Origin of the sequence: Bacillus sp. NP247, assembly GCF_018966865.1 — a bacterium.
Taxonomy (GTDB): domain Bacteria; phylum Bacillota; class Bacilli; order Bacillales; family Bacillaceae_G; genus Bacillus_A.
In genome coordinates, this window is the sequence record NZ_CP076653.1 from 2725212 (window position 1) to 2745305 (window position 20094).

Annotated in this window: 16 protein-coding genes and 2 tRNA genes; all 18 read left to right on the plus strand. The window is 36.3% G+C overall.

What is annotated here, in order from left to right; translation table 11 throughout:
• The first annotated feature begins 41 nt into the window (after positions 1 to 41).
• The 18 genes from mfd (at position 42) to cysK (ending at position 19930) form a co-directional block, all read left to right on the plus strand.
• Positions 42 to 3572, plus strand: a complete 3531-nt coding sequence (mfd, locus tag KPL75_RS14335; RefSeq protein ID WP_219916799.1) for a transcription-repair coupling factor — start codon at positions 42 to 44, stop codon at positions 3570 to 3572.
• Between the two features lie 135 nt (positions 3573 to 3707).
• Positions 3708 to 4244: a stage V sporulation protein T gene (spoVT, locus tag KPL75_RS14340; RefSeq protein ID WP_000648312.1), complete on the plus strand. Its 537-nt coding sequence runs from the start codon at positions 3708 to 3710 to the stop codon at positions 4242 to 4244.
• 231 nt (positions 4245 to 4475) lie between these two features.
• The gene (locus KPL75_RS14345; RefSeq protein ID WP_219916800.1) at positions 4476 to 6077 is read left to right on the plus strand and encodes a putative polysaccharide biosynthesis protein; all 1602 of its coding nucleotides are present in this window, start codon (positions 4476 to 4478) and stop codon (positions 6075 to 6077) included.
• A gap of 12 nt (positions 6078 to 6089) precedes the next feature.
• Positions 6090 to 7550, plus strand: a complete 1461-nt coding sequence (gene mazG / locus KPL75_RS14350; protein WP_219916801.1) for a bifunctional methyltransferase/pyrophosphohydrolase YabN — start codon at positions 6090 to 6092, stop codon at positions 7548 to 7550.
• 14 nt (positions 7551 to 7564) lie between these two features.
• On the plus strand, positions 7565 to 7840 hold the full coding sequence (locus tag KPL75_RS14355; protein WP_002009677.1) for an RNA-binding S4 domain-containing protein: 276 nt from the start codon (positions 7565 to 7567) through the stop codon (positions 7838 to 7840).
• 58 nt (positions 7841 to 7898) lie between these two features.
• A complete protein-coding gene (gene yabP / locus KPL75_RS14360) occupies positions 7899 to 8207 on the plus strand; it encodes a sporulation protein YabP (RefSeq protein ID WP_002124545.1) in 309 nt (102 codons plus the stop codon).
• Positions 8204 to 8857, plus strand: coding sequence for a spore cortex biosynthesis protein YabQ (gene yabQ / locus KPL75_RS14365; protein WP_219916802.1), 654 nt, complete (start codon positions 8204 to 8206; stop codon positions 8855 to 8857). The genes yabP and yabQ overlap by 4 nt, the downstream gene beginning before the upstream one ends.
• The gene (divIC, locus tag KPL75_RS14370) at positions 8854 to 9213 is read left to right on the plus strand and encodes a cell division protein DivIC (protein ID WP_105587662.1); all 360 of its coding nucleotides are present in this window, start codon (positions 8854 to 8856) and stop codon (positions 9211 to 9213) included. Before yabQ ends, divIC begins: the two co-directional genes overlap by 4 nt.
• Before the next feature lie 87 nt (positions 9214 to 9300).
• Positions 9301 to 9786, plus strand: a complete 486-nt coding sequence (locus KPL75_RS14375; RefSeq protein ID WP_002009683.1) for a S1 domain-containing RNA-binding protein — start codon at positions 9301 to 9303, stop codon at positions 9784 to 9786.
• A gap of 159 nt (positions 9787 to 9945) precedes the next feature.
• Positions 9946 to 10019 (plus strand) — tRNA-Met (locus tag KPL75_RS14380).
• Positions 10020 to 10032: 13 nt separating this feature from the next.
• Positions 10033 to 10104, plus strand: a tRNA-Glu gene (locus tag KPL75_RS14385).
• 261 nt (positions 10105 to 10365) lie between these two features.
• Entirely contained in the window at positions 10366 to 12837 is a 2472-nt protein-coding gene (gene spoIIE, locus KPL75_RS14390; protein WP_219916803.1) for a stage II sporulation protein E, read from the plus strand.
• Positions 12838 to 13041: 204 nt separating this feature from the next.
• Entirely contained in the window at positions 13042 to 14472 is a 1431-nt protein-coding gene (tilS, locus tag KPL75_RS14395) for a tRNA lysidine(34) synthetase TilS (RefSeq protein WP_219916804.1), read from the plus strand.
• A complete protein-coding gene (hpt, locus tag KPL75_RS14400; RefSeq protein ID WP_002124550.1) occupies positions 14469 to 15011 on the plus strand; it encodes a hypoxanthine phosphoribosyltransferase in 543 nt (180 codons plus the stop codon). Before tilS ends, hpt begins: the two co-directional genes overlap by 4 nt.
• 85 nt (positions 15012 to 15096) lie before the next feature.
• Positions 15097 to 16998 (plus strand): ATP-dependent zinc metalloprotease FtsH, encoded by a 1902-nt coding sequence (ftsH, locus tag KPL75_RS14405; protein ID WP_002124551.1) that lies wholly within the window; start codon positions 15097 to 15099, stop codon positions 16996 to 16998.
• A gap of 220 nt (positions 16999 to 17218) precedes the next feature.
• Positions 17219 to 18007, plus strand: a complete 789-nt coding sequence (locus KPL75_RS14410; RefSeq protein WP_070140512.1) for a type III pantothenate kinase — start codon at positions 17219 to 17221, stop codon at positions 18005 to 18007.
• Positions 18008 to 18013: 6 nt separating this feature from the next.
• Entirely contained in the window at positions 18014 to 18889 is an 876-nt protein-coding gene (gene hslO / locus KPL75_RS14415) for a redox-regulated molecular chaperone HslO (protein ID WP_105587657.1), read from the plus strand.
• A gap of 117 nt (positions 18890 to 19006) precedes the next feature.
• Positions 19007 to 19930, plus strand: a complete 924-nt coding sequence (gene cysK, locus KPL75_RS14420; RefSeq protein WP_002107314.1) for a cysteine synthase A — start codon at positions 19007 to 19009, stop codon at positions 19928 to 19930.
• Positions 19931 to 20094 lie beyond the last annotated feature (164 nt).

Genomic DNA, 20094 nt, shown 5'->3' on the forward strand with positions numbered 1-20094 from the left:
AATATAGTAACTTGCTCTTTATGTTGAGAGGAGTTTTGAAAATGATAGGTTTATTAGAGCAATTTTATAAAAATGAAGAAATACAATCGGTTATTAATGGGCTAGAAAATGGGTTGAAAGAACAACTTGTATCGGGTATGGCAACATCCTCTCGTTCATTATTAATGGCAGCTTTATATAAAAAAACAAAGCAATCACAACTTATCGTGACGCACAATTTATACCAAGCACAAAAAGTACATGAAGATTTAGTGGCGTTACTTGGTGAAAAAGATGTTTGGCTATATCCGGTAAATGAATTGATAGCATCGGAAGTTGGTGTTGCAAGTCCGGAATTGAAAGCGCAGCGTATTGAAGTGTTAAATCGCTTGGCTGCGGGAGAGAATGGAATCATTGTAGCGCCAGTTGCAGGGCTGCGTAGGTTTTTACCAATAAAACAATTATGGAAGCAAAGGCAAATTGAAATCAATCTAGGGCAAGAGATTGATTTAGATGCACTCTTGCATACCTTACATCATATTGGCTATGAGCGTAAGTCGATGGTAGAAGCTCCAGGAGAGTTTAGTTTGCGCGGTGGAATATTAGATATTTACCCATTAACTGAAGAATTACCATTTCGTATTGAATTCTTTGATACACAGGTTGATTCTATTCGATTATTTGATGTGGAAGAACAGCGCTCTCAAGATAAAAGGGAAAGTGTTCGGTTTGGTCCGGCAACAGAGTTTTTATTTTCACAGGAAGAATTGAAATCGGGAATTAAGCATCTTGAAGAAGGTTTGACTAAGACGATGCAAAAGCTTTCCGATGATAAATTAAAGACTACTGTGCTTGAGACGGTTAGTCGTGAAATTGAAATGTTGAAAAACGGGCAAAGTATAGAACAAATGTTTAAATATTTATCTATTTTCTATAAAGAACCTGCTAGTCTGATAGATTATTTACCAGAAAACGGTGTTGTAATTTTAGATGAGATTTCCCGTATTCAAGAAACAGCATCACATCTTGAAACAGAAGAAGCGGAATGGTATATCTCACTTCTTGGCGAAGGAACAATTATTCAGGATTTATCTTTCTCCCACTCGTTTGAGGAGTTTCTTCATAATAAAAAAAGAAGTTTTGTATATTTAACGTTATTCTTACGCCATATAGCACACACACATCCTCAAAATATTGTGAATGTGACATGTAAAACGATGCAAGATTTCCACGGACAAATGCAGTTGTTAAAAACTGAAATTGATAGATGGAATGAAGGGCATTTTACGACCGTTGTGCTTGGAACCGATGATGAACGTGTAAAAAAACTACAACATATTTTAAGTGATTATGATATTGATGCAGACATTGTAGAGGCCACAGATATCTTATTGCCTGGAAGGTTACAAATTGCTGTAGGTGATTTACATGCAGGCTTTGAAATGCCGATGCAAAAGTTTGTTGTCATTACTGAAAAGGAACTTTTTCATAAGAAAGTTAAAAAATCACAACGTAAGCAAAAGTTATCTAACGCTGAACGTATTAAAAGTTATTCGGAATTAAAAGTTGGAGACCATGTAGTTCATGTAAATCATGGTATAGGTAAATTTTTAGGTATTGAGACATTAGAGATTAATGGTGTTCATAAAGATTATTTAAATATTAAATATCAAGGTAATGATAAGTTATACGTTCCAATTGAACAAATTGATCAAGTGCAAAAATACGTAGGGTCTGAAGGTAAGGATCCAAAAGTTTATAAATTAGGCGGAAATGATTGGAAGAAGGTCAAAACGAAAGTTGAAAAATCTGTACAAGACATTGCAGATGACCTAATTAAATTATATGCCGAGCGTGAAGCTTCGAAAGGTTATGCATATACACCAGATACGGCAGAACAACAAGAATTTGAATCTTCTTTCCCGTATCAAGAGACAGAGGATCAACTACGTTCTATTGAAGAGATTAAGAAAGATATGGAACGCGGACGTCCGATGGATAGGCTTCTTTGTGGCGATGTAGGATATGGAAAGACTGAAGTAGCTATTCGTGCAGCATTTAAAGCGATTATGGATGAAAAACAAGTTGCGATTTTAGTACCAACAACAATCCTTGCACAACAACACTATGAAACAATTCGAGAGCGTTTTCAAGATTACCCAATTAATATAGGGTTACTAAGTAGATTCCGCACACGGAAACAACAAAATGAAACGATTAAGGGTTTAAAAGATGGAACGGTGGATATTGTAATCGGAACGCACCGTATTTTATCTAAAGATGTTACGTATAAAGATTTAGGACTTCTTATTATTGATGAAGAACAAAGATTCGGCGTTACACATAAAGAAAAAATTAAACAATTGAAAGCAAATGTTGACGTGTTAACATTAACGGCAACTCCAATTCCACGTACACTTCATATGTCTATGCTTGGTGTGCGCGATTTATCTGTTATTGAGACACCACCAGAGAATCGTTTCCCAGTACAAACATATGTAGTAGAGTATAATCCAGCGTTAATGCGAGAAGCGATAGAGCGAGAGTTGGCAAGAGGCGGTCAAATTTACTTCCTATATAACCGTGTGGAGGATATTGAAAGAAAAGCAGATGAAATTTCGATGTTAGTTCCAGATGCTCGTGTAACATACGCACATGGGAAAATGAATGAGGGTGAATTGGAGTCTGTTATGCTATCGTTCTTAGAAGGGCAGCATGATGTTCTTGTAAGTACAACAATTATTGAGACGGGTGTAGATATTCCGAATGTAAATACATTAATTGTATTTGATGCAGATCGTATGGGATTATCGCAGTTGTATCAGCTTCGTGGTCGTGTTGGGCGTTCTAATCGCGTCGCGTATGCATACTTTGCATACAAACGCGATAAAGTGTTATCGGAAGTTGCAGAGAGGCGTCTGCAAGCAATTAAAGAGTTTACAGAGCTTGGGTCTGGTTTCAAAATTGCGATGAGAGACTTATCAATTCGTGGTGCGGGTAATTTGTTAGGAGCGGAACAACATGGATTTATTGATTCTGTCGGATTTGATCTATATTCTCAAATGTTAAAAGATGCAATTGAGCAACGTAGAGGAACAGACGGAGTTGAAAATACCGTTAATGTTGAAATTGATTTAGAAGTAGATGCATATTTACCGGATGCGTACATTTCAGATAGTAAACAAAAAATTATGATGTATAAACAATTTAGAGGTATTTCTGCAATTGAAGATATTGAAGAGTTGCAGGAAGAGATGATTGACAGATTTGGTGATTATCCACAAGAAGTTGGTTATTTATTACAAATTGCAAACATTAAAGTGTTGGCAATGAAAGAACAAATTGAGTTAATTAAGCAAAATAAATTTGAAGTAACATTCCTGTTTTCTGAACAAGCGAGCCAAAATATAGATGGTGGAAAATTATTCATGCTAGGAAGTAGTTTTGGCCGTATGATCGGTCTTGGTATGGAGGGGTCACAATTGAAAATTGTGATGAAAACGAATGGATTAGAGACATCGAAATGGTTAACAATTGCTGAAAATTTATTAAAAGGCTTACCAGATGTAAAAAAAGAAGTAATAAATGCCTAATATAAGATAAAAAATACAATTCGACGTGCATAGAAGAACTAATGTGTAAAATACTATGTTTAATAGTTGGTGATTTTTACATGAACAGGTAAATTCACCACTTTGATCATCAGTAGAAAGTGAGGCAGCATTAGAATGAAAGCAACTGGAATCGTACGTCGAATTGATGATTTAGGCAGGGTAGTAATCCCAAAGGAAATTCGTAGAACTTTACGTATTCGTGAGGGGGATCCACTAGAAATATTTGTTGATCGCGATGGAGAAGTGATTTTGAAAAAATATTCTCCAATTAGTGAACTAGGTAATTTTGCAAAGGAATATACGGAAGCTTTATACGATAGCTTAGGACATAATGTGCTTGTATGCGATCGTGATTCCATTATCGCAGTAGCGGGCGTATCTAAAAAAGAATACTTAAATAAAAGTGTTGGCGATTTAATTGAGAAAACAATGGAAGAGCGTAAGTCTGTAATTATGACAGATGAAAGCGAAATTTCAATTATTGATGGAGTAACAGAAAAAGTGAGTTCCTATACAATTGGCCCGATTGTTGCGAATGGGGATCCAATTGGAGCTGTTGTTATCTTCTCTAAAGAGGCTATTATAAGTGAAGTAGAGCATAAGTCAGTAAATACAGCTGCAAGCTTTTTAGCGAAACAAATGGAGCAGTAGTGAAGTGTAATTTCTATAAGTAGCAATCTTTCCTAATTATGATATTTCTATTTGAGAAATTAACTATTTGGAGATATAAGTATATTGAATGAAGGTAGCGCTTTGCTACCTTTTTTCGTTGAATATTTTTGCTGTTGAAAGAAGTCAGTGAATGTAAGGAATATGAAGAAGAGCCAGTTTTTCTTTGTGATATAATACGAGGGGTGAGAATAGAAAAAGGAGTTTTCTTGTATGGAAGCGAAGAAGTACCAAGCCTTTTGGCGTGGGGCTATTATATTAACAATCGCAAGTTTTGTTACGAAGGTATTAAGCGCTTTTTACCGTATTCCATATCAAAATATAGCGGGTGATGTTGGTTTTTATATTTACCAACAAATTTATCCGTTTTATGGATTTTGTTTAATTTTAGCTACTTATGGGTTTCCCATTATTATTTCAAAAATGGTCGCAGAAAGATTAGAACAAGGAAAACAAAAAGAAGCGGAAGAAATTATTTGTGTATCTTTTTGGTTTTTATTAGGAATTGGATTTGTGGGGTTTTTCACATTGTTCTTCGGTGCCGAAAAAATTGCATCGGCTATGGGCGATATACATTTAGATAAATTATTACGTGTTATTTCGTTTTCATTCCTGCTAATGCCATTTTTATCTGTAGCGAGAGGATATTTTCAAGGATTCAATAATATGATGCCGACGGCTGTTTCGCAAGTAATTGAACAAACGATTCGTGTTTCTATTATTGTATTTTTATCACTATTCCTTATTGCTCATGGATTTGATTTATATACAGTTGGTGCGGGTGCTATGCTAGGTTCAATTGCAGGCGGGCTTATTGGGATTATCGTACTTTTACTTTATATGCGTCATGATTTCCGGTCTATTTTCTTTAAAAGTTGGAAGAGAGTTGGAGATAAAAAGAGGATTATTAGAATCCTTTTTTGGCAGGGATTAGCGATTTGTGTTAGTAATTTAGTCCTTATTTTTATACAAATGGCGGATTCTATTTCCTTTTATACTTTGCTTATTCGCGCGGGAGAGCAAGTTGAAAATGCAAAGGTGCTAAAAGGTGTTTATGATAGAAGTATCCCGCTTATGCAATTGGGTACTGTTGTGACAACTTCTTTCTCATTGTCACTTATTCCTATTATTACAGCGGCGAAAGAAAGAGGAGATCTTTCCTTTATTCAAGAAAAGGTAAAGTTAGCAATGAAAATAACATTCGTTATTGGATTTGCAGCTGCTATTGGATTAACTTGTATTATTCAACCTACAAATATTATGTTGTTTGAAAATAGTGATGGATCAGATGTGTTATCGATTTTATCTTTATCTATTTTATTTAGCTCATTGTCAATTACAACTGCTTCTATTTTGCAAGGGTTGGGACAAACATTAAAACCAGCAATATTCGTTGTATTTGGAGGTTGTTTGAAGCTAGCTTTAAACTATATATTAATGCCTTATTTTGGTGTAAAGGGAGCTGCAATTGCAACTTTAGTTGCGCTTATTGTAATTGCCTTGCTAAATAGTGTATTGCTTATGCGAGCTGTATCAGAGCCGCTTATTGATAAGCGGAATATGTTAGGTGTAGTTATTAGTGGTATTGGTATGGGGTTTGTATTAATAATCTTTATGCGTGTGTTGCGAATGTCTGGATTAATAATTGATATAGGACATAGAGGAATTGCGACGCTTGAGGCGCTGTTAGGTGTAGCTATCGGCGGATTAGCATATATGTTTTTAATTTTAAAATTACGTGTATTTACAAAAGAAGAATTAGGAACCGTTATGAAACAAGAGAAAAAAGAAGGTTCATTGAAGAAGAGTGGATAGAGGTGACTGGTTGTGAGTGGAATTATTACTATTTTAGGATTAGGTGCTGGTGAGTTAGATCAGTTAACGATGGGTGTATATCGAAAGATAAAAGAAGCGGACCATATGTTTGTTAGAACAAAGGAACATCCAGTTATAGAAGAATTGGAGCAAGAAGGTATAAAATATACAGCTTTTGACGATGTATATGAAGCGCATGATACATTTGAAATCGTATATGAAACAATCGCGAATAGGTTATTAGAACAAGCAAAAGGTACGGAAATTATTTATGCAGTTCCTGGTCATCCGCTTGTAGCAGAAAGAACCGTTCAGCTACTTTTGGAAAAAGGAGAAGTAGCAAATATTGAAGTGCGACTTGAAGGTGGACAAAGTTTCCTTGATCCGATGTTTGCGAGCCTAAAGATTGATCCGATTGAAGGATTCCAATTAATTGATGCTACATCATTTGAAAGAGGCCAATTAGAATTACGTCAACATTTAATCTTTTGCCAAGTGTATGATGCGTTCGTTGCTTCAGATGTGAAACTGATGTTAATGGAGATGTTGCCAGATGATTATGAAGTGTATATCGTAACAGCTGCAGGAACTTCATTTGAGCGAGTAAAAAAGGTACCGTTATACATGTTAGATCATGAAACGGAGTTAAATAATTTAACGAGTGTATATGTACCCCCGGTTAAGGAACGTGCGTCTTTGTATCAGCAGTTTGATGTGCTTAGAGCAATTATTGCGGAACTGCGTGGACCGAATGGTTGCCCGTGGGATAAAAAACAAACTCATCAATCTTTAAAGGAATACTTAATTGAAGAAGCATATGAAGTGCTAGAAGCAATTGATGAAGAGGATGATGATCATTTAGTAGAAGAACTGGGTGATATATTATTACAAGTTATGCTTCATGCTCAAATTGGAGAGGATGAAGGTTGGTTCTCTATAGATGATATTATTCGGACTTTAGCTGAGAAAATGGTTCGTCGTCATCCGCATGTGTTTGGGAATACGGATGTAAATAATGCTGATGAAGTGATTGCAAATTGGGAAGAAATTAAAAAACAAGAAAAGGGATTCGTGAAAGAATCTGTTTTAGCGGGTATTCCAAAAAGCTTGCCACAGCTAATGCGTGCTTATGAAATTCAGAAGAAAGCTGGAAAGGTTGGATTTGATTGGGTTGATGTGCAGCCGATGATAGAGAAGGCCTTAGAAGAATGGCAAGAATTCCAACAAGAAGTTGTAAACATGGATGAGAAAAAGATGCTAGGTGAATTTGGTGATTTACTATTTGCATTTGTTAATATAGCTCGTCATTATAAATTAGATCCAGAAGAAGCGTTACGTTCAACTAATGAGAAATTTATGGCTCGCTTTTTATACATGGAAGCAAAAGTAGCTGAAATGAATAAGGAAATGCAAGATTTATCATTAGAACAGTTAGATGTTTTATGGGAAGAGGCAAAACAAACAGAGCGTTAATAGGGGGATTTGATATGCGTCTAGATAAATTTTTGAAAGTATCACGTTTAATTAAAAGAAGAACATTAGCAAAAGAAGTGTCTGACCAAGGAAGAATTTCGATTAATGGCCAAGTGGCAAAAGCGAGTTCAGATGTGAAGGTAGAGGATGAATTAACAATTCGTTTCGGGCAAAAAATAGTAACTGTGAAAGTAAATGAATTGAAAGAAACAACTAAAAAAGAAGATGCAGCAAACATGTATAGTCTCGTTCGTGAGGAAAAAGTGAAAGCGGAAGAAGGCTTGTTCTAAAATAGGTTAGCCCTTCATACATTACTATTAGCTAGTATAAAGCTATGGGGGGATTTTCGTGAATAATGGTTACTCACCTATGTCTTCTAATCAACAAAATGTTTCTGTAGAGCATGATATTATCATGCGTGGCAGGCGTTTAATCGATATTACTGGTGTAAAGCAAGTAGAGAGTTTTGATAGCGAAGAGTTTTTACTTGAGACCGTAATGGGTTTTTTAACAATTCGTGGTCAAAATTTGCAAATGAAGAATTTAGATGTAGAAAAAGGTGTTGTATCAATTAAAGGGAAAGTTCATGAGATGCTGTATATTGATGAGAACCAAGGGGAGAAAACTAAAGGCTTCTTTAGTAAGTTGTTTAAATGAGCCTAACAATTCAGTTGTATACAATGCTTTCAATGATTGGAATGGGTGCTTGGATTGGTGCCTCTTTAGATACATATCAACGGTTTTTAAAGCGCCAAGAGCGTAAACGTTGGATTGTATTTATACAGGATATACTATTTTGGATTGTCCAAGCATTATTCGTTTTTTATGTATTACTGCGTGTGAATGAAGCCGAACTACGTATATATGTATTTTTGGCGTTACTATGTGGTTTTGCAGCATATCAAAGCTTATTGAAAGCACTATACATGAAGATGTTAAATTTTCTCATCTATATTTTTGTACAAACAACACAATTTTTTGTTCGAATTATACAGCTACTCATGATAAAACCTGTTATTATTATAGCGCAGCTATTTATTGCATTTATATTATTCTTATTTCGTATACTGCTTTCAATTGGACATGTGTTATGGAAAATGGTGATTTGGATATTACTTTTCATATGGAAAGTTTTTTTCTCGCCTGTTCGATTTATTGCTTCGCTCATATGGAAACTTCTCCCTAATCGTGTTAAACTTTTTATAATGAAGCATGTAGGGTTCCTGCAATATGTAGCAAAATTGAAGGGACATATCTTCCAACTATGGGAGCGTATAAAAAAGAAGTTAGGGGGACCTCGGAAATGAGGGAACTGAGACAAAGAACAATCGAAAAACAGAGTCCAAATCCTGTTAAAGAACATATAATACAAACGGATGAGAACAGGAAGCGACTTTATCGCCGTTTAGCGGTTTTTCTTGTCTTTGCTTTTACAATTATTGCTAGTGTTAGTGTGACGTTTTATCAACAAAACAGTTCCATTAAAGCAAAAGAGGCGAAAGTTAAGGACATGAAAAAAGAACTGGATTCATTAACGAAAAAAGAAAAGAATCTAAAAGATGAAGTTCAAAAGTTGAATGATGAAGAGTACGTTTTAAAGATTGCTAGAAGGGATTATTTCTTCTCCGGAAAAGGGGAGATAATTTTTCCTGTTTCTAAGTAGAGTATGTCTTATTGACACTACATTTTAGGATTATATATAATAAAGTAAAATTTGACTTTTTAACCACTAAGGAGGAGCATTTTTTTTATGTCAATCGAGGTAGGCAGCAAGTTACAGGGTAAAGTAACAGGTATTACAAATTTTGGGGCTTTTGTGGAGCTGCCAGAAGGCTTAACAGGTCTTGTTCATATTAGTGAAGTTGCTGATAATTATGTGAAAGATATTAATGATCACTTAAAAGTAGGCGACCAAGTAGAAGTAAAAGTTATCAATGTTGAAAAAGATGGCAAAATTGGCCTATCTATTAAGAAAGCGAAAGAACGTGAAAAAACAGAAGGAGATCGTCCACGTGGTGAATACCAACGTGGTGGTGATCAACAACGTTCTGGACGTCCACAACGTAATAATCGTTCTTCCAACAGAGATAACCGCGGTGGCGGTAACGAACGAGCTCCAAAAGAAACATTTGAGCAAAAGATGGCACGCTTTTTAAAAGATAGTGAAGATCGTTTAACTTCTTTAAAGCGTAACACAGAATCTAAACGTGGTGGCCGTGGCGCACGTCGCGGATAATAAGTCCGTTTAATTCTTAACATATAGAGAGGTACCCAGAGTAATTACTCGGGTACTTTTTTATGTGAGAGAATATATTTTTAAAAAAGTTTTTGAGATATGTTGACTTTAAAACGTATCTGATGTAAGATACTAATTGTCCGTTAAATACGATGACATGGCGGTGTAGCTCAGCTGGCTAGAGCGTACGGTTCATACCCGTGAGGTCGGGGGTTCGATCCCCTCCGCCGCTATATTTAATTTAACGGCCCGTTGGTCAAGTGGTTAAGACACCGCCCTTTCACGGCGGTAACACGGGTTCGAATCCCGTACGGGTCATCTGAAAAGATCATGCAAATTTGCATGATCTTTTTTTGTTAAATATAAATTAAGACGTACAACACTTCTACAAAATCACCCTATATTTTCTGAACATTCTTTCAACTAACTTTAAATAAATTAAATACTATGTATATATGTAGATTTATTTCGAATAAAAAGTCGAACGATTATAAAAGTCAAAACTGTTGTTTTGACAAAAAAACCAATAATCATCTTTTATAATAACAGTAATTAAACTATGCAGGTGGTGTTAAAAATATGCCTAAAGCAGGAAGGAATACTATGAATACAAGTGCATTGGCTATGAATGAAAGTCAGCTTGGAACAATAAAGTGGACGAGTAAGTTGCGAATGAAGTTTGAGCAAGTTTTCTTTAGATGGGGATTTATTATTGTTGTTATTGGTTTTCTTTTGGGACGAGCATATATATTAACAAACATTTTACCGTTTGCACTGCCATTTTTTGCTGCTGTTTATGTTATGAAGCGAGATAAAATGCCACTCGCGTTCTTGGCTCTAATGGGGGGAGCACTTTCAGTTTCGATAGATAATTTATTTTTTACTTTTGCATCTATTTTTACTTTCTTCATTTACAATATCTTCTTTAGTCGGTTTACACGTAAAACTGTTGGACTTGTTCCATTCCAAGTATTTATCTCCGCATTAACCGCACATTTAGTTGTAGTATATTTTGCGCAACAAACGGTCACTATGTACGATTTGCTCGTTAGTACGATTGAGGCAGGGCTTAGCTTCGTATTAACTATGATATTTTTACAAAGTGTTCCGCTTTTAGTTGAAAGAAAAGGTAAACAACAAGCATTAGAGACAGAAGAAATTGTTTGTTTGATTATATTACTAGCATCTGTTTTAACAGGTACAACAGATTGGTTTGTATATGATGCCTCTATTCAACATATTTTTACTAGATATTTGGTGCTAGTGTTTGCATTTATTGCAGGTGCTGCTACGGGGTCTACAGTGGGGGTCGTCACTGGATTAATACTAAGTTTAGCAAATGTGTCCAGTTTGTCTCAACTTAGCCTCCTTGCCTTTTCAGGATTGCTTGGGGGATTGTTAAAAGAAGGGAAGCGTATAGGAGTTAGTTTAGGTTTATTAATTGGTACAAGCTTAATTACATTATATGTAGACAAACAAACAAGTATTGTAACAACTTTAATTGAATCTGGTGTAGCAATTGTTTTCTTCTTATTAACACCGAAGCTTATTATGGATCGTATTGCTAAATTTATGCCGGGTACACAGGAACATTCACAAGATCAACAACAATATTTAAGAAGAGTGCGCGATGTTACAGCAAACAAAATCAATCAATTTGCTAATGTATTTGCTGCTTTGTCTAATAGCTTCTCTGTATATGGATATGTGGAGGAGGAAGATAAAGAAACAGAGGCTGATTTATTTTTAAGTACAATTACTGCAAAAACATGTCAAACATGTTTTAAGAAGGATCAATGTTGGGTAGTTAATTTTGATAAAACATACGATTATATGAAACAAATAATGAGTGAAACAGAAGAAGGAACGCTGCAGCATAATCGGAAGTTAGTTCGTGAATGGGACAAGCATTGTGTGAGAGGGAAGAAAGTAACGGATTTAGTAGCGGGTGAATTAGATCACTTCTATGAGGGGCAGAAATTAAGAAAACAAATGAAGGAAAATCGTAGAATTGTAGCGGAGCAATTACTAGGTGTATCAAAAGTGATGGAAGATTTCGCTAAGGAGATACAACGAGAAAGAGAGAGCCATCAAGCGCAGGAGGAGCAAATTTTACAAGCGTTTCGTGATTTCGGTGTCGAAGTGGAGCATGTTGATATTTATTGTTTAGATAGAGGAAGTATTGATATTGAAATGTTGATTCCAGCTGCATCTAATGAACATGGGGAATGTGAGAAGTTGGTTGCTCCAATGCTTTCAGATATTTTAAAAGAGAATATCGTCGTTAAGCATGAAGAGAAATCCTCATATCCAAATGGGCACAGTTTAATATCATTTGGTTCAGCGAAGACGTATTCTCTTGATACAGGATTAGCCACAGCTGCAAAAGGTGGTGGGTTTGTTTCAGGAGATTCCTATGCGATGATGGATTTAAGTGTTGGTAAATATGCACTTGCAATTAGTGATGGTATGGGAAATGGGCAGCGGGCTCATATGGAAAGTAAGGAGACGGTAAAATTATTACAAAAGATACTGCAATCAGGTATTGATGAAGAAATAGCGATTAAGTCCATCAATTCAATTCTTTCTTTAAGGACGACAGAGGAGATGTATACAACGCTTGACTTGGCTATGGTAGATTTACGGGATGCGAGTGCGAAGTTTTTAAAGATTGGATCGACGCCGAGTTTTGTTAAACGCGGAAATAATATTTTGAAAATTGAGGCAAGTAATTTACCAATGGGAATCATTGAAGATGTTGAAGTTGATGTGGTTGGTGAGCAATTAAAAACGGGGGATCTTCTTATCATGATGAGTGACGGCATTTTTGAGGGAGCACAACATGTGGAGAATCACGAATTATGGATAAAACGTAAAATTAAAGAACTACAAACAGAGGATCCACAGGAAATTGCTGATATTATTATGGAAGAAGTGATTCGCTCTGGTGACGGTTATATAAATGATGATATGACTATTGTGGTGGCGAAAGTAAAGAAAAATATGCCGAAGTGGGCTACGATTCCAATAGTAGGAATGCAGGCGCAATAAAATAATCAAAAAAACCTAGGTATCTACCTAGGTTTTTTTGATTAAAAAGGTAACGTGATTACTTTGTTAAATATACAGGAGGGATGTAAGATAAAAATGTGGATTTTGTACATCTTTTTTTTGCACAATTTTTGTAAAAGTTGTACCATTATATACAAGGTAACTAATGTTGTTGTTCTTGTTTAATGGAAGGTGATTGCGAAGTTGAAAGATGCATTTGTTGAAAAAGTAGATGACTTTGTAAAGCAGCATGATGTATTAAAGAAACATTCAACAATTGTTGTAGGGGTTTCTGGTGGTCCTGACTCTGTGGCTCTTTTATATTATTTGTTAGAAAAAAGGGTAGAAAAACAGCTTGAAATTGTAGTAGCGCATGTGGATCATATGTTTAGAGGCGATGAATCTTATGAGGATCTACAGTTTGTACAGGGTCTTTGCAAAGAGCTAGGAGTTATTTGTGAAACGCTAAGGATTAATGTGTCGCAATATCAACAGCAATATGGAATGAATGCACAAGTTGCTGCTAGAGAATGCAGATATGCATTTTTGGAAAGAATAATGAAGAAATATGATGCGAGATATGTAGCTCTTGGTCACCATGGGGATGATCAAGTAGAAACGATTTTAATGCGCCTTGTACGAGGGAGTACTCCAAAAGGATACGCAGGAATTGCAGTGAAGCGTTCTTTTCATAATGGATATTTAATTAGGCCGTTACTGGGGGTAACTAAGGAAGAAATTGTTGATTACTGTAATAAATTAAAAGTTATTCCGCGTATAGATCCGAGTAATAAAAAGGAAGTATATACAAGGAATCGACTACGTAAATATGTCCTTCCTTATTTGAAAGAAGAAAATCCACAAATGCATGAGAAATTTCAAAAATTTAGCGTGCAGATGCAAGAGGATGAGGCTTATTTGCAGGAATTAGCTTTTGAGAAAATGAATAAAGTAATTACAAAAAAAAGCGATAAACAAATTAGCTTATCAATTCCTGCCTTTGAATCCATGTCTATGCCTTTACAAAGAAGAGGGATTCAACTAATATTAAACTATCTTTATGAATATAAGATTCCATCTTCGCTTTCTTCTATACATATTGACAAGGTGATTGAATTTTTTAAGCGGGCACAACCTTCAGGTTCACTAGATTTTCCAGGTGGTTTGAAAATTGTTCGCACATACGAAGAATGTGGTTTTGGATTTAAACAAGAAATTGTTTCTCCTTTTTCGCAAGATTTATCAGTACCTGGGACAATTATATTGCCGAATGGGGATAAACTTGTAACAGAGGTGAGCGAAGATATACCGAGTAACATGAATGAAACAGTATTTGTTGCTAAGTATAATGATATATCATATCCACTTCGTATTCGGTCTAGAGAAAATGGAGATCGCATGTCAATGCAAGGTATGGATGGTACAAAAAAGATAAAGGCTATTTTTATCGAAGCAAAAGTACCGAAAGAAAAAAGAGAAGAATGGCCGATCGTTTGTGATGCAAGTGGAAATATTATTTGGGTGCCCTTGTTGAAACGATCTGCATTTGCTACTTCGAAAGAGATGGCAAAGAAGGGTAGATACATGATTATTCACTACAAAAGCAAGGAGTCTTCCGGGAGGATAATGAAATGATGAATCAAGATATCGAAAAAGTATTAATTTCTGAAGAACAAATACAGGAAAAGGTGCACGAACTAGGTGCAGTTATTGCAGAGGACTACAAAAATACAGTACCTCTTGCGATTGGTGTACTAAAGGGTGCAATGCCATTTATGGCAGATTTATTAAAGAGAACAGATACATATCTTGAAATGGATTTTATGGCTGTATCTAGCTACGGTCACTCTACAGTTTCGACAGGCGAAGTAAAAATCTTAAAAGATCTTGATACTTCTGTAGAAGGTCGCGATATTTTAATCGTCGAAGATATTATTGATAGCGGTCTTACACTAAGCTATTTAGTAGACCTGTTTAAATATCGTAAAGCGAAATCTGTAAAAATTGTTACGTTATTAGATAAGCCAACAGGCCGCAAGGTTGATCTGAAAGCAGATTATGTTGGATTTACTGTTCCTCATGAATTTGTTGTAGGATATGGATTAGATTATAAAGAGCAGTACCGTAATCTTCCTTATGTAGGAGTATTAAAACCAAGTGTTTACTCAAATTAATTAAATACAGGCGTTACAATTGTATAGGAAAGTTTTTCTATGTTACGATTTACTATAGTGTTTATGCCGTGAGAGGAGGTTAGGAATGAATCGTATCTTCCGTAATACCATCTTTTATTTACTGATATTCTTAGTAGTAATTGGAATCGTGAGCTATTTTAATGGTTCGACGCAAAAAACGACATCAGTTAGCTACGATAAATTCATTACTCAACTTGAAAAAGGTGAAGTGCGTAATGTGCAGCTTCAACCGAAAAATGGTGTGTTTGAGGTAAAGGGACAATTCAAGACTTCTAGCCAAGGAGAACAATTTGTTACTTATGCACCAAATACTGAGGAATTACAAAAGAAAATTAATGATAAAGCGCAAGGGGCTGAAGTTAAGTATCAACCAGCAGAAGAAACAAGTGCTTGGGTAACGTTCTTCACTTCTATCATTCCGTTTGTCATTATCTTCATTTTATTCTTCTTCTTATTAAATCAAGCTCAGGGCGGCGGTAGCCGTGTTATGAACTTCGGGAAAAGTAAGGCGAAGCTATACAATGATGAAAAGAAAAAAATTCGTTTCAGAGATGTTGCTGGAGCGGATGAAGAGAAACAAGAACTTGTTGAGGTAGTTGAATTCTTGAAAGACCCTCGTAAGTTCGCTGAAGTTGGTGCCCGTATTCCGAAGGGTGTTCTATTAGTGGGACCTCCAGGTACAGGTAAAACTTTACTAGCACGTGCTGTTGCAGGTGAAGCAGGCGTTCCGTTCTTCTCTATTAGTGGTTCTGACTTCGTAGAGATGTTCGTAGGTGTCGGTGCATCCCGTGTACGTGATTTATTTGAAAATGCAAAGAAAAATGCTCCTTGTATCATTTTCATTGATGAAATTGATGCAGTAGGACGTCAACGTGGCGCGGGTCTTGGCGGTGGCCATGATGAGCGTGAACAAACGTTGAACCAATTGCTTGTTGAAATGGATGGATTCGGTGCAAACGAAGGTATTATTATCATCGCTGCGACAAACCGTCCTGATATTCTTGATCCAGCGTTATTACGTCCAGGTCGTTTTGACCGTCAAATTACAGTAGATCGTCCAGATGTAAATGGTCGTGAAGCTGTACTTAAAGTACACGCTCGTAATAAACCGCTTGATGAGAATGTCAACTTAAGAGCAATTGCAACTCGTACACCAGGATTCTCTGGTGCCGATCTTGAAAACTTATTAAACGAAGCTGCTTTAGTAGCCGCGCGTCAAGATAAGAAGAAAATTGATATGAGTGACATCGATGAAGCAACGGATCGTGTTATTGCAGGTCCAGCTAAGAAAAGTCGTGTTATCTCTGAAAAAGAACGTAATATTGTTGCATTCCATGAAGCTGGCCATACTGTAATTGGTGTTGTCCTTGATGAAGCAGATATAGTTCATAAAGTAACAATTGTCCCTCGTGGTCAAGCTGGTGGATATGCGGTAATGCTTCCGAAGGAAGATCGTTACTTCATGACAAAGCCAGAGTTACTTGATAAAATCACTGGTTTACTTGGTGGTCGAGTAGCTGAGGAGATTGTATTTGGTGAAGCAAGTACAGGTGCTCACAACGACTTCCAACGTGCGACTGGTATTGCAAGACGTATGGTTACAGAATTCGGGATGAGTGATAAGCTTGGACCAATGCAATTTGGTAGCTCACAAGGTGGTCAGGTATTCTTAGGAAGAGACTTCCATTCAGAACAAAACTACAGTGATGCAATCGCGCATGAAATTGATGTAGAAATGCAAACAATTATTAAAGACTGTTATGCTCGTGCGAAAGACATTCTTACTGAAAAACGAGATAAGCTTGATATTATCGCGAAAACGTTACTTGAAGTAGAAACATTAGATGCAGAGCAAATTAATCATTTATATGATTATGGCAGATTACCTGAGCGTCCAACATCTTCAGATGATGTGAAAGTAAACATCAATATGAAGAAAGACGATGAAGATACAGAAGATAAGTAAGAAAAAAGGAGTGACAATAGTCACTCCTTTTTTTGTGGAATGAATTTAAGTGACAAAAAAATTCAGATGAAAATATTATTAAAAATTGAAATAGAGAGTAATCTTTTTGTACAATGATGAGTATAGAAAAACTGATTATATAAGTATGTGTGATATGATGTTTTTATAAGTTTTATACATACTGCACAAATATAGATTAAATAAGATAAGTGGTGAGAATATGATTTTTGTATTGGATGTAGGGAACACAAATGCGGTACTAGGTGTGTTTGAAGAGGGGAAACTTTGTCAGCATTGGCGCATGGAAACAGATCGTCATAAAACAGAAGATGAGTATGGGATGCTTGTAAAGCAGTTACTTGAGCATGAAGGTCTTTCTTTTGAAGATGTGAAAGGTATTATTGTGTCTTCAGTCGTACCGCCAATTATGTTCGCTTTAGAGCGTATGTGTGAAAAGTATTTTAAAATTAAACCGCTTGTAGTGGGGCCTGGGATAAAAACTGGCTTGAATATTAAATATGAAAATCCACGTGAAGTAGGCGCGGACCGAATTGTAAACGCAGTAGCAGGAATCCACTTATATGGAAGTCCGCTTATTATTGTTGATTTTGGTACGGCTACTACATATTGTTATATTAACGAAGAGAAGCATTATATGGGTGGCGTCATTACGCCAGGAATTATGATTTCGGCAGAAGCTTTATATAGCAGAGCGGCAAAGCTTCCTCGGATTGAAATTACAAAACCGAGTAGTGTTATCGGGAAGAATACAGTAAGTGCAATGCAATCGGGTATTCTTTATGGATACGTTGGACAAGTGGAAGGTATTGTTAAGCGTATGAAAGAAGAAGCTAAGCAAGAACCGAAAGTTATTGCAACAGGTGGATTAGCAAAATTAATTTCAGAAGAATCAAATGTAATTGATATTGTAGATCCGTTTTTAACGTTAAAAGGTTTGTATATGTTATATGAACGTAATGCAAATTTACAACATGAGAAGGGTGAATAAATAAGTATGAAAGATTATTTAGTAAAAGCGTTAGCGTTTAATGGAGAGGTTCGTGCTTATAGCGTACGTACAACAAATACAGTAAGTGAGGCGCAAAAACGTCATGATACGTGGAGAACAGCTTCAGCGGCACTTGGTCGTTCTTTAACTGCGGGTACAATGATGGGTGCTATGTTAAAAGGCGAGCAGAAGTTAACGATTAAAGTAGAGGGTAACGGCCCGATTGGTCCTATCTTAGTCGATGCTCATGCAAATGGGGATGTACGTGGTTATGTAACGAATCCACATGTTGATTTTGAAGGAACGGAACAAGGGAAATTACGTGTATATCAAGCGGTAGGTACAGAAGGATTTGTAACGGTAATTAAAGATATCGGTATGCGTGAACCGTTTATTGGTCAATCTCCAATTGTTTCAGGAGAACTAGGGGAAGATTTCACGTATTATTTTGCGGTTTCTGAGCAGACACCTTCTTCTGTAGGTGTCGGTGTTCTCGTAAATGGCGATGATAGCATATTGGCAGCGGGTGGATTCATTCTTCAAATTATGCCAGGTGCGCAGGAAGAAACAATTTCATTTATTGAAGAGCGTTTGCAAAAAATCCCTCCTGTATCACAACTAATTGAACAAGGGCTTTCTCCAGAAGAGCTACTATATGAAGTGCTTGGAGAAGATAAAGTGAAAGTGCTAGAAACAATGGATGTTCAATTTAATTGTACATGTTCACGTGAGCGCATTGAAAGTGTGCTAATTAGTTTAGGGAAAGCGGAGTTAGAGCAAATTCGTGCAGAAGAAGAAGAGACGGAAGTTCACTGTCACTTCTGTAATGAACGATATAAATTCGCTAAAGAAGATATTACAAGTCTAATTGAGAACCTGTAATAAAGAAGCTTAGCTGGAGAATCAGCCGCCCAAATAGATTGACAAACAGAGAATTTTCTGACAAAATCTAAATATAGATAAAACCAATAAAAATACTCGGTGTTAGGAGTGACAGGAATGCGAGTGGCACAATCAGTTTCAGAATTAATCGGGAAAACGCCGATCGTTAAGTTGAACCGCATCGTAGAATCAGACAGCGCAGATGTATACTTAAAATTAGAATTTATGAATCCGGGGAGCAGTGTTAAAGATCGTATCGCGTTAGCTATGATTGAAGATGCTGAAAATAAAGGATTATTAAAAGAGGGCGATACAATCATTGAGCCGACAAGTGGTAACACAGGTATTGGCTTAGCGATGGTAGCAGCTGCTAAAGGATATAAGGCAATTTTAGTAATGCCAGAAACAATGAGTATTGAGCGTCGTAATTTATTACGCGCTTACGGTGCTGAATTAGTATTGACTCCAGGACCTGAAGGAATGGGCGGAGCAATTCGAAAGGCAACTGAATTAGCAGAAGAACATGGGTACTTTATACCACAACAGTTCCAAAACCAAGCGAATCCAGAAATCCATCGTATAACAACAGGTCCAGAAATTGTTGAACAGATGGGGGATCAATTAGATGCGTTTATCGCAGGTATTGGTACAGGTGGAACAATTACAGGTGCCGGTGAAGTACTGAAAGAAGCTTATAAAGATATCAAAATTTACGCGGTAGAACCTGCGGATTCACCAGTATTATCTGGTGGAAAGCCAGGACCACATAAGATCCAAGGAATTGGAGCGGGGTTTGTTCCGGAGACATTGGATGTAGAGGTATATGATGAAATTATTCAAGTGAAAACGGAGCAAGCGTTCGAATATGCGAGAAGAGTGGCTAGAGAAGAAGGTATTTTAGTTGGTATCTCTTCGGGAGCAGTCGTTTATGCAGCGACAGAAGTTGCGAAGAAATTAGGTAAAGGGAAAAAGGTACTTGTTATTATCCCAAGTAACGGTGAACGTTATTTAAGTACACCACTTTATCAATTTGAGTCATAATTGAATGTGATTTGAAAAGCATCCTTAAAAAAGGATGCTTTTTCTTTTTTGATTGGAAAAAGGAAAAGAGTGAATGACTAGAAAACTTCATGTAAAATAAGAAGTAGTATAATTAATTTATTTTCACTAGCCCTCAAGTATAATCATTCTCTATATAAATAATT